Source organism: Rhodococcus sp. IEGM 1307, from assembly GCF_030056915.1.
In the GTDB taxonomy this organism is placed as follows: Bacteria; Actinomycetota; Actinomycetes; order Mycobacteriales; family Mycobacteriaceae; genus Rhodococcus_F; species Rhodococcus_F opacus_D.
Genome location: NZ_JASHKW010000031.1, coordinates 25051 through 41247 on the forward strand (window position 1 = coordinate 25051; position 16197 = coordinate 41247).

Below are 16197 nucleotides of genomic sequence, written 5' to 3' on the forward strand. Positions count from 1 at the left end.
GGCTGGAGTAATAGTGATCTGTCCAGTCCCATCGTCTGGAAAACCGATCACGAGGGAGGCAAGCGTCTTCGGTGAAGAGCGCGCTGGCCGTCCGGCCTCGAGCCCTCGAGATATCCAATTTACTGTATGACGGTATTCAGCATACGGTATGCTGATAGTCACGATCTCGAGAGGTTCACCATGAGCGTTACCGGTGCAGGCCGCGGCTTCGGCAAGGAGTTCGCGCGCGCAGCCCTGGGTCGCGGCGACAACGTTGCGGCGACCGCCCGCAACACATCCGCCCTCGACGACCTGGTGCAGAGGTTCGGCGAAGCCGTGCTTCCCTTGCAGCTGGACGTCACCGACCGCGACGCCGCATTCGCCGCGGTGAAAGCTGCGCACGAGAAGTTCGGTCACCTCGACGTCGTCGTGAACAACGCCGGCTACGGCCTGTTCGGCATGGTCGACGAGATCACCGAGCAGCAGCTGCGCAACCAGCTCGAGGTCAACCTGTCGGCGTGCTCCACATCACGCAGGCCGTCCTGCCGATCATGCGCGCGCAGGGTTCCGGACACATCATCCAGATCTCCACGATCGGTGGCCTCGGAGCCTTCCCCAACCTCGGCGGCTACCACGCATCGAAGTGGGCCCTGGAGGGCATGAGTGAATCGCTCGCGCAGGAAGTTGCAAGCTTCGGCATCAATTTGACTCTCATCGAACCGGGCGGCTACAGCACGGACTGGGCAGGCAGCAGCGCCACCCACGCGGACGAGATCGCCGACTACCAACCGTTCCGCGACATCGTGAACGAACAGATGGCGCAGAACATGTCTCCGGAGATGATCGGCGACCCCGTGGCCGCGGGGCACGCGATCTTGAGGATCGTTGACGCCGAGCAGCCTCCGCTGCGCGTGCTGTACGGCACCCTCGCGACGCAGATGGTGCCCGGGATTTACCAGCAGCGCCTCGACGAGTGGGAGCAGTGGAAGCCAGTCTCCCTCGAGGCCAACGGCCACTGACCTGCTGCTCGACGACGGGGCCGCGGTGAACTTGCGCGGCTCCGTCGCTCTGCGCCACACCATTTCGCGGTGACAGCAGCAGAGATATTCGAACAAGACCACCCTCGCGCTCACCGGAGCGGCCTCGGGTGGCGTCGTCGGTCGACACTTCGGCAAGGAGGCTTGCATCGCCCTTCTATCCCGGCGCAACCGCACAATGCTCAACGATCCTGCCGTGGCCGCGCGTCGAGGTGGCTGCGCCCGAGGCCGCAAGCGCGTCTCGGTGTGATCGAAAACTGCACTGCCGCCCGATCCCATAGCAGAAGTCCCTGTGCCCTCTGCTCGGGCTGATCGACGGTGCGAAGGCAGCATTCGTTCCTGAAACACGGTCCGTGACCGGTGCCACACCGCGTGGTCGCCGATGTTGCTGTCGCCCATGAGCCGGCTGATGCAGGTCCCTCGCAGTGCTCGAGGCGTCGCCACCCGGTCCGGACTTCGTTGACCTCTGGCGGAGCACCCCGTGCGGTGACCCTCGAACCAGATATGAGCAGCGCGAGTCGTGCTGGGCGCCGGTCACCGGCGACACTCTCCCACCAGTCGGGTCAACGAAGTCAGGCCTACCTGCCCACTGTGGGGCGAGCGCCTCACGCTGGGACACGACAGGAAGCCGTACCTGTCCGCTGTGCTTTCAGCGGTCGTCGCGGGCGGGTCCCGCCCACTGAGGGAGCGAAGAGCCCGGGAGTTCCGCGGGACGGTCCCAGAACAGCGGTACGTCGTCGATGTCGACCGGGGGAGCGAGCCGCCGAGTCGGCCGGACTCCCATCCCGTGCACGGTATCTGTCAGTCGTGCCTCCGGGTCGGGGAGATGGAACGACGTGTCGGCGGGCTCACCAGCATGGTCGACAAGGAGCTTGGCTGTTCTCGCGAGCGACATCCGTGTGATGGAGCCCATGCCGGTCTCGCGACGTCGCTGGAGCCCCACGATGGCAGCGGCAGCCAGCTGGTAGCCGGTGGCGAAGTCGAGGGACTCCACAGGCAGGTGGCGGGGTCGACTCGCATCGACCAGTCGGCCGATCGCGTTGATCGGCGTGCGATTGTCTGGATCCTCGCTCGCCCAGCGAGCAATCTCATGCGCAATTCCCGTAGAGAATTGGACCAGGGTGTCGAAGCCCCGGCGGTGACGCCACGGCCCGGTCCATCCGTAAGCGTTGAGGGTGACGTCGACCAGGCCCGGTCGGAGCTGCGCCCTGATGTCCGCATCCAGCCCGAGGCCATCGAGAGCACGGGGATGGTAGCCGTGGAGCAACACGTCTGCGCCTGCCAGCAGCTCGCGCAGCTGGGCCCGACCGTCGTGGGTTCGAGCGTCCAGCATGGCCCATCGCTTGCCCAGGCCGAGATCGTGGACGCCGAGCAGGGTGGCCTCCGCGCTGTCGGGTGCGTCGACGCGCAGTACCTCTGCCCCGAGCATAGCGAGGAATCGCGTTGCCATCGGCGCGGCGACGACCTTCGTCATATCGAGGACCCGGATACCGAGAAGCGGCCGCCCGAGGGTCGGCGCCCACCCGCTAGGACCGGCAAGAGTGTCGGTGATCGCCACGAGTGGCTCGCCCGCTAACGCGATGCCCTGGGGATGCTGCTTCCACTCCTCCAACGACCTGGCGATCGCGGCGGCAGCCCCGGCGGAGACGAGTTGTTCTTCAGCGTCCTCTGCCGTCAGCCGGCCGATCACCGACTGCACATCGGCGGGGCTCGCTGGCTCCGACAGACCAAGGGCGCGCACCATGCGAGCGCGGAGGTTGGGATAGCTGGAATTCACGCGTAACCAGCCGCCGTCGGCCGTCTCGAATTCCGTCATCCACGCCTTGTGGTCGTCACCCCGAATGCTGTTCAGGTGACCGTTGATCCCGTGCTGCTGTGGGACGTCGAGGAATCTTGTTGGTGCAAGCGGAAAATCGAACCATGTGGCCGCTTGACGACGATCCACGCTCACCGTGTGCTCGCGGTCTCCCATGACGTCCAGGAGGGAGGACACGGCCGCTCCTGCCGTGGCGAACGCCGCTGCCGCCATATCCATCACGGGGAACGGGCAGGACATGTCGCCGGTGCCCGTGAATGTCACCCTGGACAGGACCTCGGGCTGTCCCCGCAGGGCGGCCCACATCGCGGCGGTCAGGGCCGCAGCTGCGGTCGTTGCTCCGCGCTCGCCCTTCATCGTGGTCCGGTCAGTGGTAGCGGTCTGCATGAGCGTCCTCTCTGGCCGGCATAGTTCCAGGGGTCCTTGGGGCCGGTTCGTCGTCGGCATCAGGCCGGTCGTGCGAGCGCTCGACCATTGCGAGCATGGGGTGGCGCGCCGGGTCGAGAAGGTCGGGGCGCGCCACGCCCTCCGTGTTGAGGCCGCCCTCGTCAGGGCCGTCGGACGGGCAGTGAACGCAGCTGGTTGATGAAGTTGGAGTAGCCGCGCTTCGGCTCACCGGCGAGCTCGTAGCGGATGTTGCGTTTCGCCAGTTCGTCCCAGAGTATTTGGAGCTCGAGCTTGGCGAGGTGCGATCCGATGCAGCGATGCGCGCCGGCACCGAAGACGAGATTTTCCTTCTCGGGCCGCCAGGGGTTGAACCGGTCGGGCTCGGAGAACTTCGTCGTGTCGCGGTTCGCTGCCACGTAGTAGAGCACCATGACCTGACCCTCGAGGATCTTCTGGCCGTGGAAGTCGAGGTCGCGGGTGGCGGTGCGCGCCATCTGCATCGGGGGGCTGATCAGTCGCAGGTACTCCTCGACCGCCAGCATCGTTTCGCCCTGCGCGATCGCCTTGTCGGTGGCCTCGCGGATCTCGGGGTCCTCGAGGTACATGCGCATCGACTGCCCGATGGTGGTCTGCGTGGTCTCGTAGCCGGCGGCCAGCATGACGAACATCCACTGGAGGTACTCGTCCTGGTTGATCTCGCCGCGCTCGACGCAGCGAGCCAGCTCGGTGAACATGTCGTCGGCCGGGTTGGCCAGTTTGACCTTTTGGATCTTGGCGGCGTAGTCGGTGATCTGCATCATCAGCGGGATGATCCGCTCGCCGACGCCCTCGCCCTCCTCGAGGCTTTCCGTCATTTGTCCGGCGTCGATGTAGTCCTGGATGAGCTGCACGAGGTAGGCGCGGTCTTCCTTGGGCGCGCCGAGTACCCGGGCGATGACAAATGCCGGGATAGTGCGGCCGTACTCCTCGATGAAGTCGAATTCGGTCTTGCCCTCGAGGCCCTCGATGATCTCGATGACCACGTCGCGGACCCAGGGCTCGAAGTTGGCGACGATGCGGGGTGCGAAGCCCTTGGCGGTGGCACGCCGGAGATAGTTGTGACGTGGCGGATCGACGCACATCACGTTGTCCTTGGCCGGGTGGTCCTTCGGCAGGTTCGTGTAGGGGAACGGACTGCCGTTGGTGGCAGTGAACGAGGCGGGATCGCGCTCGATTTCCACGATCTCGTCGTAGCGGGTGACGGCCCAGTAGCCGCCGTGGGAGTTGGCGACGGGCGTCGCCACCCAGTGCAGGCCAGGACGGTTCCGGATCTCGGCGAAGGCCGCATTCGGAACGGCATCAGTGAAGGTCGCCGGATCGCTGAGGTCGGGGATGACTAAATCGCTCGAACGGTCGTTGGTCAGGGTCACAGCTGCTCCTCTTTCACTGTGAGCGTGCTCACATGGGGTTTTGTAGTATTGGACTACGTAATACAAAAGATGTCAACCGCCTGTCGACAGTGGCCCGGCTGAGGGCGGCAAATCGGCCGGGCGGCTGGCAGGTAGGGGAGTAAGCTTCGTCGCTAGCTCGAAAAGGCCACCGCGGCTACGACTTCCTCCGGAGCGACCGACGGCCGGAAGTCCCATCGGCGATCCCCGGCAGCGGCGCATCGTGCGTGTCCGGACCAGTCTGCATTTGGTATGACGAGACTACGGTAGGGTGATGTGCCTCACGGCTCGCCGACGGCGCCCTTTATTAGCCCCGCAGCGGCTGGTTCCCCGTATGATGTGCATGGTCATACGAAGACCAAGGAGATGGTGATGAGTGAGTACTCGCTACTGGTGGAGCGACCGGAGCGACTCCTGCGCGACCGCGTCACGGATGTGGTTCGCGAAGCCATCACCCGCGGTGATCTGGAGCCCGGACGTCGGCTGACGGAGCGGGAGCTCGTCGAGTTGACCGGCGTGAGCCGGACGTCGTTGCGTGAGGCCCTGAGGATTTTGCAGACGGAGGGCCTGGTCGAACGATCGGGCGCCCGCGGACTGCAGGTGGCAGTCCTCACCGCAGACGTGGTGAACGAGCTGTACGACGTTCGAGCACCTTTGGAGGCGGCGGCGGTCGAGCTGTTCGTCCGCAACGCGACCGATGAGCAGGTCGCCAAGCTCCTCGCCATCATGAGGCCGCCGCAGGAGTTCGACGACGTCGCCGACCAGCTCGCAGGAACCCGGCGCTTCTACGACGTGCTGCTCGAGGGGGCCGGGAACTCGATCCTGCAGCAGATGTTCGGCTCGATCGAAGCCCGCATCCACGCGCTTCGGCGCCTGTCGTTGCGCATCGGCGGCCGGGCCGAAGCCAGCCGTCGGGAGCTCGTCGGGATCGTGGATCTCATCGAACAGCGAGACGGCCACGGAGCCGCGGCGTTGGCTCGCGCCCATGTCGAGGCGGCCAAGGCTGCGGCGCTCGCCGCCCTGGATGGCCAGGCGCCCGCCCGACGCTGAAACGGGAAGTCAGACACCGTCGGGTCGGATGCACCCGACCGGACAAGACGAACGGCGACTCACCCCGTTCGGTGGGGTGAGTCGCCGTCGGCCGTCGAGCGTTTCAGGCGTGTCCCTCGCCGCCGAACAGCCGTCCCAGCTCGGCGAACATTGGCGCGGTGTGCTCGCCGATCTTTCCGGTTGACGCCACCTGCATCGAGTCAGCGGACAGATGAATGGTGCGTGATTCGATCAACCAGCGGCCGTCGACCTTGACGTAGACGTCCTCGTACCAGCCGTGCGTGTTGGAGTAGATCTCCTCGGGCCGCAGCAGGAACACGTTCAGCTCGACCTTGCCGGTCGCGCGGTCGCCATCGAGGTCGACCACGTGGTTGCTCTGCATGTGATGCGCGCCGGGCGCGTTGTCGCGCACCGCCGTCACCAACTGGACGAGCTGGTCACGGCCTCGCACGACGACATCCGTGCCCGCGATCACCCATGTGCCGTCGGGGGTGAACAAATCCGCGAAGGACTCGTTCGGTCCGTAGTCGCCGAAGAAGGCATAGCGGGCGATGAGGTCCTGGATGAGCGCGCGATCGGCCACCTCCTGGAGCAGCCGGGCGTCAACCTCGATCAATTGCTCGGTCATGTGTGCAACGTCCTCTCTGACAGCGTCTGATGCCTTCCTCTTTGTGAGGCTCACCACATCATACCGTATGTCGTCATACAAACTACAAGTGTGGACTCGGCTTGTGGGATCACGGTGGAAGTGGGGGGTCACCTACTCGCGCGAGGGTCAGCCGTCGAGGCGCTCGATGATCGTCGCATTTGCCATGCCGCCGCCCTCGCACATGGTCTGCAGGCCGTACCGGCCCCCGGTCTGCTCGAGGTGGTTGACCAAGGTGGCCAGCAGCTTGGTCCCCGAGCCGCCGAGAGGATGCCCGAGGGCGATGGCGCCGCCTCGGGGATTGACCCGAGCCAGATCGGCCCCCACTTCGCGCGCCCAGGCCAGCGGCACCGAAGCGAAGGCCTCATTCACCTCGAAGGCATCGATGTCGGAGATCGTCATTCCGGTGCGCTCAAGGATCCGCTGCGTTGCCGGGATGGGGCCGGTGAGCATCAGGAGCGGGTCGCTGCCGACGACGGAGAAGGCGTGGAAGCGTGCCCGTGGCCGGAGTCCGAGGGCATCGGCCTTCTCGCGGCTCATGATCAGGGCGGCGGAGGCGCCGTCGGTCAAGGGAGAAGAGTTCCCCGGTGTGATGGACCAGGTCACCTCGGGGAACCGTGTGGTGAACTCGTCGGTCTGGAACGACGGCCGCAACCCGGAAAGGCCGCTCGCGGTGGTACCGGCCCGGACGGTCTCGTCCACGAGGTGCCGGCCCGGCTTGCCGTCAGGCTCGATGACGTCGACTGGGACGATTTCGGAGTCGAAGGCGCCATCCGCGGCGGCCTTGGCGGCCCGCTCATGCGACAGCGCGGCGTACTCGTCGAGCTCGCTGCGTGAGAGTCCCCACCGGGCTGCAATCAGCTCGGCGCCCACGCCCTGATTGGCCTGGCCCGCCGGGTACCTGGCCGACAACGGACCGAACGGGTCCCCGTCGGCCTGGCTCGATCCGAGGGGAATGCGGCTCATCGACTCGACGCCACAGGCGACGACGACGTCGTTGACCCCGGCCATGATCGACTGGGCCGCGAAGTGAGCGGCCTGCTGGCTGGAGCCGCACTGACGGTCGATGCTCGTCGCCGGCACCGACTCCGGGAACCCGGCAACCAGCGTGGCCGTGCGGGCGATGTTGTAGCCCTGGTCGCCGATCTGGGACACGCACCCGGCGAGGACGTCATCGACGAGTGCGGGGTCGATCTGCGTGCGCTCGACGAGTGCACGCAGCGTCGTCGCCAGGAGATCAGCGGGGTGGACGCCGGACAGCGCACCTCCGGGCTTGCCGCGGCCGGTGGCGGTTCGGATGACGTCGATGACGACGGCTTCGGTCATGAGAGTTCTCCTGCTGCCGATGGGGAAGGGGCTGGTCGGACGGCTCGATGAATGAGCTGAATCGCCTGGTGGAAGAGGCGGACGGTGCGGGCATGCATCCAGTCGCCGAGGGCTCTCGGTGCCCTTCCATCGAGCGAGCGCGCGTAGGTGCCCTCGAGGAGGATGCCGAGCTTGAAGCACGCCAGGACCCGATACCAGTCGAGGTTCGTCAGGTCCCGAGTCGACAGGCGGGCGTAGTGCTCGATGAGCTCGTCCGTCGTCGCGAGCTCGCCGGCCGCTGCGAGCTTGCTGCCACTGAGATCCGTACCGTCGGGCTGCTGCCACGTCGCGAGGAGCCAGCCCAGGTCGAGCAGCGGATCCCCGACCGTGCACATCTCCCAGTCGACGATCGCAGCGATTCCCGGACCGTCGGGTGCGATCATCACGTTCCCGAGATGGAAGTCACCGTGCATGAGTCCCGGCTCGTTGGTCAGGGGCTGGTGAGCACGTAGCCAACTCGCGACCTCCTCGAGATCGGGGATGTCACGCACGTAGCCCTCGACGGACTCGTAACGGTCCACCTCGCGCAGCCACTGGTCGACTTGCCGCTCCAGGAAGCCGTCCGGGCGTCCCAGGTGGCCGAGTCCGACCGCTTCTGGGTCCACCTCGCCGAGAGACACCAAGGCCTCGACCAGTTCGAAGCCGATCTGGCGACGCACGACTGGGTCGTCGCGATGAAGATCACTGATCTCGATGAAGGCGTTCACGCCCTCGATGGGTTCCATGAGGTAGAACACCGAATCGCCGAGGATGCTCACGTCGGTGCAGCTGGCGACGAGATGCGGGTGCGGCACCTCGGTGCGCGCCAACGCTTCGAGGATCTCGATCTCTCGTGTCAGGGCCGCGTTCGTGGTCTCCCGGAGGTGGCGAGGACCGCGCCTCATCACGTAGGACCGGTCATCACTGGTGAACCGGATCATCACGTTCTGCGTCCCGCCACCAACGGGTGCGGCGGCACGCAGATCGCCGAGGGCGAGTCCTTCTCGCGCCATCCAGCCGAGGACCCGCATGAGGTCTTGCCGGCTCTCAGGGGACAGGTCGGTTCCACCGTCGAGCAGCGAGGGTTCGTCAGTCACAGCGCACCACCGTCGACGCGAAGAACGGCGCCCGTGGTGAATGAGGATGCGTCAGAGGCGAAATGGAGGACGGCGCCGACGATCTCCTCGGGCTGGCCGCACCGCTCGAGCGCGAGGTCTGACTCGAAGTCTGCTCGCATTTCCTCTGTCCAGGCTTCGGAGATGTCGGTGAGGAAGGGGCCGCACTGGATCGTGTTGACCCTCACTGACGGTCCGTAGGCCTTCGCAAATCCTTCGGTCAGGACGTGCAGTCCAGCCTTGGCTGCCGCGTAGGGGAGAGCCTGGGCTGACGGTTTGACCGCCTCGATCGACCCGATGTTGATGATGGACCCTCCCGCGTGAGTGGCCATGTGCTCACCGGCGAGCGCCGTTAGCCGGAACGGGCCCTTGAGATTGACGCCGATCACCTTGTCGAAGAGAGACTCGCTGACCTCGGTGAGGCTGGAGTAGAGCGGAGAGAGACCGGCGTTGTTGACAAGAATGTCGATCGTGCCGAACTCGGCGAGCGTGCGTTCGAGCAACTCGTCGGAGTCCGTCCAACTGCTGGCGTTGAAGCGCACGGCTAAGGCCTTTGTGCCGTAACGCTGCTCGATCTCGGTCTTGAGTGTCTCGCAGTTCTCCACCTTGCGACTCGCGATGACCACGTGGGCGCCCTGGCTGGCGAGAGCGTCGACCATGGCCTTCCCCATGCCGCGACTTCCGCCCGTGACGACGGCGACCTTGTTCTGGAGTGTCATGGAGCTGTGGGTCCTTTCGGTGTCAGAGGGGCCGTTCCCCTGCTGGAGCCCGGCGCGACCGGTCCGGACGGACGGGTGGCGCGGGGCGTCACAAATTTCGATGAGAATGAATTCATTGTCATGTAGTGTGCTCCCATGGTCAACTTTCACCCCTCGTCCGCTTCGGCGGAGATCACCGCCAAGGCACAGAGGTTCATAGCCAGTCGCGTCGCGCCGGCCGAGGCCGTGTATGCCGAGCAACGACGAGCCGCCATCGCCGCCGCAGACCCGCACGCGGTGCCACCTGTCATCGAATTGCTGAAGGAGGAGGCGCGCCGACACGGCCTGTGGAACCTCTTCCTGCCCGCAGAATCCGGTCTGACGACGGTCGACTACGCGCCTATCGCGGAGGCCACCGGCTGGTACCCCGAGATCGCGCCGGAGGTCTTCAACTGCTCGGCCCCGGACACGGGCAACATGGAGCTGCTACACATGTTCGGGAGCGAGGAGCAACGACGGCTGTATCTCGAGCCGCTGCTCGCCGGCAATGCCCGAAGCGCGTTCGCCATGACCGAACCCGACGTCGCCAGCAGTGACGCCTCCAACATCCAGACTTCGATCGACATCGATCCCGACGGGATCACGGTCAATGGCCGGAAGTGGTGGATCACCGGTGCCCTGGACCCCAGGTGCAGCTTCTTCCTCGTGATGGGCCTCAGTGACCCGGAGGCGGACGGCTTCCGCCGCCAGTCCTTCGTCATCGTGCCGCGGGACGCTCCGGGCGTGACCGTCGAACGCGACCTCGACTTCTACGGCTACCACGACGCGGGCGGCCACGGAGAGATCATCTTCAAGGACGTCCGGGTTCCGCGGTCCCATCTCCTCGGCGAGCCCGGCGGCGGCTTCGAGATGGCCCAGGCGCGACTCGGTCCCGGCCGAATCCATCACTGCATGCGCGCCATCGGAATGGCGGAGCGCGCAATCACGCTGATGAAGGAGCGCGCCCGGCAGCGCGTTGCCTTCGGCGAGCCCCTGGCGAAGAACGCGGTCGTCCGGGAATGGGTCGCCGAGGCACGGATCAGCATCGAGCAGCTGCGCCTCCTGGTAATGAAGTGCGCGTGGATCATCGACGACGCCGGCGCCTCCGCAGCACGAGACGAGATCGCGGCGATCAAGGTCGCCGTGCCCCGGGGCGTCGCAGCCATCATCGATGACGCCATCCAGCTACACGGCGCAATGGGAGTGAGCACCGACACGCCGCTGGCGCGCCTGTGGGCTATCGCACGCACGATGCGGTTCGGGGACGGTCCCGACCAGGTCCATCTGCGCACACTCGGGCGCAACGAGCTGCGGATGCCGGGGGTGAAGCCGTGAACCGCGAGAGCCCTCAAGGCCACAACTTGCCGGGCCTAGACACCGACCGCGTCGTCTCCTGGTTCGCCCGGCACGTCGGCGACGATTGCGGGCTGACATTCTCCCTGGTCGCCAATGGCCGCTCCAACCTCACCTACACGGCGACAGCGGAATCGGGTCGGCGGTGGATCCTTCGCCGTCCACCAGTCGGCGCGGTGCACACCAGTGCCCATGACGTCGGCCGCGAGCACCGCATCATGGCAGCCCTGTACAACACCGGCGTGCCGGTGCCGAGGATGGTCGGCTACTGCGCCGGCGACGACGTGACAGGAGCCCCGTTCTACGTGATGGAGTTCGTCGACGGGGTCGTGATGGATGAGGACGCCGCCATCGAGGCCCTCGCCGGGCCGGCACGGGAGAGATTCCTCCAGGAACTCGGTTCGACGCTGGCGCGGATCCACTCGGTCGACCTCGCCGAAGTCGGTCTGGGCGACCTGGTGAAGCCCTACCCCCTCGTGCGGCGCCAGTTGCGGCGCTGGAACTCACAGCTCCAGGACCGCACCGACCCGACGGGAATGCTTCTCCGTGAGCTCCACGACCGCCTCAAGACCGACGCACCGGACCAGGACGAGCCGGTCTTGGTGCACGGCGACTACCGTCCCGGCAACGTCATCGTCGCCCCGGACGGATCGATCGCTGCCGTGCTCGACTGGGAACTGACCGCTGCCGGTGACGGCCTGGCCGACCTCGGCTGGCTCGCGGCCTGGTGGTCGGGGGGACTGGAGTGGACCCCCGCCCCCCACCTGGCTTCCCCGAGCCTGCCGCGTCTCCTGGACGCCTATGCCGCTGCCGGCGGCCTCGACATCGAGCGACTCCCCTACTACCAGGCGTTCGCGTACTGGCGCCTGGCCTGCATCGGTCTCGGTGTGTACGAGCGCTACGCATCGGGAGCGATGGGGGAGCAGACGCAGGAGCTCGACGAACTCCTCAACAAGCCAGAGCGCTTCGCGCAGATGGCCCTGTCGCTGCTTCAGTAGGATCTGCTTAGGTACGATCTGACGACATGCGCGCGCCGTTACCAACACCCTCGAGGAGCTTGTTTGACTACTGAGGCCGGTACCCCACAAGCACCAGCGGCGACGGCTCCGGCCGGTGGGGTCCCTGCGCGCAAGCAGCGCACGCGGAAGAGGCTGATCGATGCCGCGCGAGAGTTGTTCAACGAGCAAGGGTTTTACGACTCCAAGCTCTCCGACATCGCCCCTCGCGCAGGCTTGGCAACCGGGACGTTCTACATCCACTTCTCCTCCAAGGAGGAGGTGTTCCACGCCGTCATGATCGAGGTGCTCGCTGAGCTGCAGAACAGTCGTCCCGGGGTCTCCACCTCGGGCGAGCGGCGTCCGATCGACTCCATCCGTGAGGCGAACGCCAGCTACCTCCGTGGTTACCAGCGCAACGCCCGTCTGATGACCGACTGCTCGGCCCTGGCCAGGACGCTCCCGGACATGCGACTGATCAAGACGGAGATTGACACGGTCTTCGAGAACCGCCTAGTCGGGGCCATCCGACACTGGCAGGAGACTGGCGTGGCCTTCGACGACGTCGACCCCGTCTACGCAGCGAACGCGCTGGCCTACATGGTGGACCGTTTCGCCGACGAGTTCTACGTCTTCGGCAAGCCCTACGACGAGGACAAAGCCATCGAGACACTAACCCTGCTCTGGGCGCGATCGCTCGGCATCGCCACCGATCGGTGAACTGGCGCCACCCAGCTTCCGAGTGCCCGCATCGGCGAAACAGCCCGCTCGAGTCCACTGCGATGTGGCGTTTGCGCCCGTTCGGTTTCCCCGCATCGTATCCACGCCTCGACCCGGGCACGGCGTCGGAACCCTGCACCGATTGGGAGCGACGATCGCCGCCGACGGCTGCGCATCGCGGCCGCCTCGCACACGGTCGCGATCACGTAATGAGTCGTGGATCCGCCGCCATACTCCCGCGCGGACCCAGCGGATGAAGATCGCGTACCCATGGTGGCGGGCGGGAACTCCGCCGGTATCGGCCGCCACGCGATACCCCACACGACGTAGAAGATGGCATCGAGCACCAAAGTGCGACAATGTTTTATGGGTCGACCACCACGGCCTCCGGTGTTACCGGAGGGGTTCGAGGAGGGCCCGTTGTGCATCGTGCACCGACGAAGAGGGATACACCGCGCAGCGGTGCCCGCTCGACTTTGATCGGGGTCGGGCGTGACGGGGCGCAGTTCGATGAGCGTTGATGGCAAGTGATCCTGGTAGCTCGAGGATGTAAGCACTCACTGACTTACCAGGAGTTCACTTGTTTCCCATCCGTTACGCGACGCGATGACTCAGGCATCTGAGGGTGTTCTAGGAGCCGCCGGTTCTCCCGCGCCCCATCTGGCGGGATTTCGCCGAACTCATCGAGAAGCAGTCGCCGCGCGACGCCTTGCGGAGCGAAATCCTGGTCGAGAACGATTCGTGGTCTACGACGATGCTCGTCTCGCGGTGTTGGCCTCTCAAGACGAAGAAGGGGCCAACCAGTTTGTCATCGACACCCTTGGTGGCCTTATCGGCGCGGATGCCGACTTAAGCGAAACGCTGCGGGTCTATTTGCGGGAGGACGCTAATGCCACTCGTGCTGCTGCGCAACTGTTCACGCATCGCAACACCGTATTGAATCGTCTGGATCGAGCTGAGCAGCTTCTACCACAACCATTGTCCGGCAACCATCTCAGGGTGGGGTTGGCGTTAGAAATTCTCCACTGGTCAGGAGGGATGTTGTCAATACCTGTGGATGAGTGAGTCTCCGGCGGCCTCCGCCCCAAGCCAATCATCGCGTCCGACATCGCCGACTGGGGTCGCGCCCGATGCCGACGGCGAGATTGTCAAGCGCGAACTGCGTCGCGCAAGAACCGGCGCCGCAGAATCCGTAACCCGGCGACTGGTTGGGGTCAGCCAGCGTTCGTGTCGCTTGACGACCGCCGCACGGGATCCGGGACCCTGGTGACCTTCGTCCGGGGCCGCACCGTCGCGAAAGTAGATTGCCATAGCCTACAAGCTTATCGACGCCGCCCAAGCGTGCTGGTGTGTGGTCAACGCACCATATCTGGTCTCGCCCGTCCGTGCCGACGTGGTGTTCCACAAAGGCGAGCTGCTCGAACGACCCACCGACATCAGCCCCAACATCGAGGCGGTCGAGCCCGCAAGCACGGGGCAGAGGTCGCCTGAAACTCACTCCTTCACGGTTGTTGACAACATCTCCCGCGACGGATCCAGAAGAACCAACTGTTAAAATTCGAATGCACAGACACCATCACTAGTGTTGTACCCCGAGAAATATCGAACTGGTATGACACATAAGGTGTGGTGGCCCGACTTCGCCTATGGGACTCCACCATCAAGTCGTAGGATGGAGCCAGTGCAAAACGACGACTCATCTCCGGTGAGATATATTGCTGCACCGATGATCTCGTTTGGGTGGCCGCAACGGCGCAGCGCCAGTGTGCTGGCAAACCCGTCACGTAGGTCGGGATCCCACGCTGCCGCTATGTCGGTGAGGAACGGACCGCATTGTATTGCGTTCACGCGCACGTGTGGTCCGAACGCTTTCGCCATACCCTCGGTCAGCGTGTTGAGACCAGCTTTTGCTGCTGCATAGGGCAGTGAATCCGGTGAGGGTCGGATGGCCTCCATCGAGCTGATATTGAGGATCACACCACCGCCGTCCTCGGTCATCCGAGTGCCGGTGACAGCGGAAAGCCGGAACGGTCCCTTGAGGTTCACTCCGATGATTTTGTCGAACAGGTCTTCACCGACTTGGTCCAGACTCGCGTACAGCGGGGAGAGCCCGGCGTTGTTGACCAGAACGTCGATGCGTCCGAACTCCGCGTACACGGCATTAATGAGTTCATCGCAGCTGTACCAGTTACTGACGTTGCACTCCACGGCAAGCGTACGCACGCCATAGTTCGACCGTATGGCGTCGGCGACCATTACACAGTTGTCCAGTTTCCGACTCGCTATGACCACGTCGGCGCCTCGCTGAGCGTATGCCTCAGCCATCTTTTTGCCCATTCCGCGACTGCCTCCGGTGAGAACGACCACCTTCCCGTCGAAGTTCATTGGTGCCTCCGTAGCTCAGCGCGAGCAAGTGAGTTCTCGTGTACCTCATCGGGACCGTCGGCGATACGCAGGACGCGAGCTTGCGCGTACAGCTCCGCGAGCGGAAGATCCTGGCTCAGGCCGCCGGCTCCGTGGATCTGGATCGCCCGGTCGATGATCTGTCCGACAGCGGACGGGACGGCAATCTTGATTGCCTGGATCTCGCTGTGTGCTTCGCGGTTTCCGGCGGTGTCCATGAGCCACGCGGTCTTGAGTACGAGCAGGCGCAGCTGCTCGACGGTCACCCGCGCCTGGGCGATCCAATTTCGGATTACGCCCTGTGTGGCCAGTGGCTGTCCGAATGCGATGCGAGAGTTTGCGCGTCGGCACATCAATTCGATCGCGCGCTCGGCCATACCGATGAGGCGCATACAGTGGTGGATACGGCCGGGCCCAAGACGAGCTTGCGCGATGGCGAAGCCGGAGCCCTCAGCGCTGATCAGGTTCTCCACGGGCACCCGGGCATCCTCGAATGAGAGTTCGGCGTGTCCACCGTGCCAGCCATCCGAGTAACCGAAGATGTGCAACCCCCTGGTCACGGTTAACCCCGGTGTATCACGTGGAACGAGAATCATGCTTTGCTGCCGATGAGGATCTGCGTCCGGGTCCGTGCGACCCATCACAATGAAGACCTCGCAGTGCGGGTTCATGCCTCCCGAGCAGAACCACTTGCGCCCGTTGATGACATACGACTCACCCTCGGATCTGATGCTCGTCGAGATATTGCGTGCGTCGCAGGACGCTACGTCCGGCTCGGTCATCGCGAAGCCGGACCGGATCTCGCCGTCGAGCAGCGGACGCAACCATCGCTGTCGCTGCATGTCGTCACCGAACATGGATAGAACCTCGATGTTGCCGGTGTCGGGTGCCGAGCAGTTCATCGCTGCCGGCGCGATGCTGGGGCTTCTGCCGGTGATCTCAGCCAAGGGCGCGTATTGAAGGTTGGTCAGTCCCGCACCGTGTTCACCGGGCAGAAACAGGTTCCACAACCCGCGGTCGCGCGCCTCGCGTTTCAGTTCGTCGATGATCGGTGGTATGAGCCACGGATCGTCACTGTCACCGACCTGGTCGGCGAATATCTGTTCGGCTGGATAGATGTGAGAGTCCATGAAGTCGAGGAGCTCGGACGTGAGTCGCTTGGTTTCGACATCGAAGGAAAAATCCATG

General features: G+C 64.9%; 13 protein-coding genes and 2 pseudogenes. 7 read left to right on the forward strand and 8 right to left on the reverse strand.

Features of this window, described 5'->3' with window-relative positions:
• Positions 1-180 precede the first annotated feature (180 nt).
• A pseudogene (locus QM841_RS39125) lies at positions 181-998 on the forward strand (SDR family NAD(P)-dependent oxidoreductase).
• Positions 999-1665: 667 nt separating this feature from the next.
• Here QM841_RS39125 and QM841_RS39130 read toward each other — a convergent pair.
• The gene (locus tag QM841_RS39130) at positions 1666-3219 is read right to left on the reverse strand and encodes a CoA transferase (protein ID WP_283336178.1); all 1554 of its coding nucleotides are present in this window, start codon (positions 3217-3219) and stop codon (positions 1666-1668) included.
• Between the two features lie 161 nt (positions 3220-3380).
• Positions 3381-4628, reverse strand: coding sequence for a cytochrome P450 (locus tag QM841_RS39135; protein WP_283336179.1), 1248 nt, complete (start codon positions 4626-4628; stop codon positions 3381-3383).
• Positions 4629-5018: 390 nt separating this feature from the next.
• Here QM841_RS39135 and QM841_RS39140 point away from each other — a divergent pair, with 390 nt between their 5' ends.
• The gene (locus QM841_RS39140; protein WP_283336180.1) at positions 5019-5696 is read left to right on the forward strand and encodes a GntR family transcriptional regulator; all 678 of its coding nucleotides are present in this window, start codon (positions 5019-5021) and stop codon (positions 5694-5696) included.
• A 103-nt stretch (positions 5697-5799) separates the two neighbouring features.
• Here QM841_RS39140 and QM841_RS39145 read toward each other — a convergent pair whose 3' ends face one another.
• The 4 genes from QM841_RS39145 to QM841_RS39160 all read right to left on the reverse strand — a co-directional run bounded on the left by QM841_RS39145 (position 5800) and on the right by QM841_RS39160 (position 9520).
• On the reverse strand, positions 5800-6324 hold the full coding sequence (locus QM841_RS39145) for a nuclear transport factor 2 family protein (protein ID WP_283336181.1): 525 nt from the start codon (positions 6322-6324) through the stop codon (positions 5800-5802).
• Between the two features lie 147 nt (positions 6325-6471).
• On the reverse strand, positions 6472-7668 hold the full coding sequence (locus tag QM841_RS39150) for a thiolase family protein (RefSeq protein WP_283336182.1): 1197 nt from the start codon (positions 7666-7668) through the stop codon (positions 6472-6474).
• Entirely contained in the window at positions 7665-8699 is a 1035-nt protein-coding gene (locus QM841_RS39155) for a phosphotransferase family protein (protein WP_502943326.1), read from the reverse strand. The genes QM841_RS39150 and QM841_RS39155 overlap by 4 nt, the downstream gene beginning before the upstream one ends.
• A gap of 80 nt (positions 8700-8779) precedes the next feature.
• Positions 8780-9520, reverse strand: a complete 741-nt coding sequence (locus QM841_RS39160) for an SDR family NAD(P)-dependent oxidoreductase (protein WP_283336184.1) — start codon at positions 9518-9520, stop codon at positions 8780-8782.
• Between the two features lie 135 nt (positions 9521-9655).
• Between QM841_RS39160 and QM841_RS39165 the strand changes: the two genes are divergently transcribed.
• The 5 genes and pseudogenes from QM841_RS39165 to QM841_RS43680 form a co-directional block, all read left to right on the forward strand.
• A complete protein-coding gene (locus QM841_RS39165) occupies positions 9656-10873 on the forward strand; it encodes an acyl-CoA dehydrogenase family protein (protein WP_283336185.1) in 1218 nt (405 codons plus the stop codon).
• Positions 10870-11889: a phosphotransferase family protein gene (locus QM841_RS39170; protein ID WP_283336186.1), complete on the forward strand. Its 1020-nt coding sequence runs from the start codon at positions 10870-10872 to the stop codon at positions 11887-11889. Before QM841_RS39165 ends, QM841_RS39170 begins: the two co-directional genes overlap by 4 nt.
• 63 nt (positions 11890-11952) lie before the next feature.
• Positions 11953-12606: a TetR/AcrR family transcriptional regulator gene (locus QM841_RS39175; protein ID WP_283336187.1), complete on the forward strand. Its 654-nt coding sequence runs from the start codon at positions 11953-11955 to the stop codon at positions 12604-12606.
• A 741-nt stretch (positions 12607-13347) separates the two neighbouring features.
• On the forward strand, positions 13348-13671 hold the full coding sequence (locus tag QM841_RS39180; RefSeq protein ID WP_283336188.1) for a helix-turn-helix domain-containing protein: 324 nt from the start codon (positions 13348-13350) through the stop codon (positions 13669-13671).
• 238 nt (positions 13672-13909) lie between these two features.
• Positions 13910-14161, forward strand: a pseudogene (locus QM841_RS43680) (hypothetical protein); the annotation flags it as partial.
• Between the two features lie 89 nt (positions 14162-14250).
• On the opposite strand, the gene QM841_RS39190 reads toward QM841_RS43680, so the two are convergent.
• On the reverse strand, positions 14251-14991 hold the full coding sequence (locus tag QM841_RS39190; protein ID WP_283336189.1) for an SDR family NAD(P)-dependent oxidoreductase: 741 nt from the start codon (positions 14989-14991) through the stop codon (positions 14251-14253).
• On the reverse strand, positions 14988-16196 hold the full coding sequence (locus QM841_RS39195; RefSeq protein ID WP_133987813.1) for an acyl-CoA dehydrogenase family protein: 1209 nt from the start codon (positions 16194-16196) through the stop codon (positions 14988-14990). The genes QM841_RS39190 and QM841_RS39195 overlap by 4 nt, the downstream gene beginning before the upstream one ends.
• Between the last annotated feature and the right edge of the window lies 1 nt (position 16197).

Coding starts and splice junctions, on each gene's coding strand:
- QM841_RS39155 (WP_502943326.1), bottom strand. CDS start 8,699: ATGGCGCGAGAAGGACTCGCCCTCGGCGATCTGCGTGCCGCCGCACCC.
- QM841_RS39160 (WP_283336184.1), bottom strand. CDS start 9,520: ATGACACTCCAGAACAAGGTCGCCGTCGTCACGGGCGGAAGTCGCGGC.
- QM841_RS39190 (WP_283336189.1), bottom strand. CDS start 14,991: ATGAACTTCGACGGGAAGGTGGTCGTTCTCACCGGAGGCAGTCGCGGA.
- QM841_RS39145 (WP_283336181.1), bottom strand. CDS start 6,324: ATGACCGAGCAATTGATCGAGGTTGACGCCCGGCTGCTCCAGGAGGTG.
- QM841_RS39150 (WP_283336182.1), bottom strand. CDS start 7,668: ATGACCGAAGCCGTCGTCATCGACGTCATCCGAACCGCCACCGGCCGC.
- QM841_RS39165 (WP_283336185.1), top strand. CDS start 9,656: ATGGTCAACTTTCACCCCTCGTCCGCTTCGGCGGAGATCACCGCCAAG.
- QM841_RS39130 (WP_283336178.1), bottom strand. CDS start 3,219: ATGCAGACCGCTACCACTGACCGGACCACGATGAAGGGCGAGCGCGGA.
- QM841_RS39140 (WP_283336180.1), top strand. CDS start 5,019: ATGAGTGAGTACTCGCTACTGGTGGAGCGACCGGAGCGACTCCTGCGC.
- QM841_RS39195 (WP_133987813.1), bottom strand. CDS start 16,196: ATGGATTTTTCCTTCGATGTCGAAACCAAGCGACTCACGTCCGAGCTC.